Annotated in this window: 1 protein-coding gene; it reads left to right on the top strand. The window is 72.8% G+C overall.

Features of this window, described 5'->3' with window-relative positions:
• The coding region (locus VQ03_RS34170) for a molybdopterin-binding domain-containing protein (RefSeq protein ID WP_048454642.1) at positions 1–613 on the top strand (613 nt) is incomplete at both ends.

Below are 613 nucleotides of genomic sequence, written 5' to 3'. Positions count from 1 at the left end.
CCTGGCGCGCCAGGGCCTTCGCGGCGCTGAACGCCGCGCGGGGCAGCGGCATCGTGCTCGCCGGGGCCCAGGCCGGGCCGGAGCTGCTGGCACAGGTCCACCGCCTCAACGCAGCCCTCGGCAATGCCGGCCGCACCGTCTTCCACACCGCGCCGGTCCCGGTCCTCGAAGCCGAGCCGCTCGACGCCCTCGCGGAGGCGATGCGCCGGGGCGAGGTGCGGATCCTGGTGATGCTCGACGTCAACCCGGTCTACGACGCGCCCGGCGATCTCGGCTTCCGGGACGCGCTCGCCCGGGTGCCCCTCAAGATCCATGCCGGCCTCTACCAGGACGAGACCGCCTTCCACTGCGACTGGAACCTGCCTCTCGCCCACCCGCTGGAAGCCTGGGGCGACGCCCGCTCCCCCGACGGGACCGTCACGCTGGTCCAGCCGACGATCCGCCCGCTCTACGATGGCCGCTCAGGTCCGGAGATCCTGTCGATCCTCACCGATGCCGAGGCGAAGGACGGCGCTGCCCTCCTCGACGCGCATTGGCGCCAAGCCGGCGAGACCGATGCCGCCTGGACCACCCGGCGTGAGGCCTTCCTGCAGGCGGGTTTTCTGGAGAACAC

It is taken from the genome of Methylobacterium tarhaniae, assembly GCF_001043955.1.
GTDB classification, from domain to species: Bacteria; Pseudomonadota; Alphaproteobacteria; order Rhizobiales; family Beijerinckiaceae; genus Methylobacterium; species Methylobacterium tarhaniae.
Note: the sequence above shows the minus strand (reverse complement) of the source record. Positions and strands in the feature narration are given on the sequence as shown.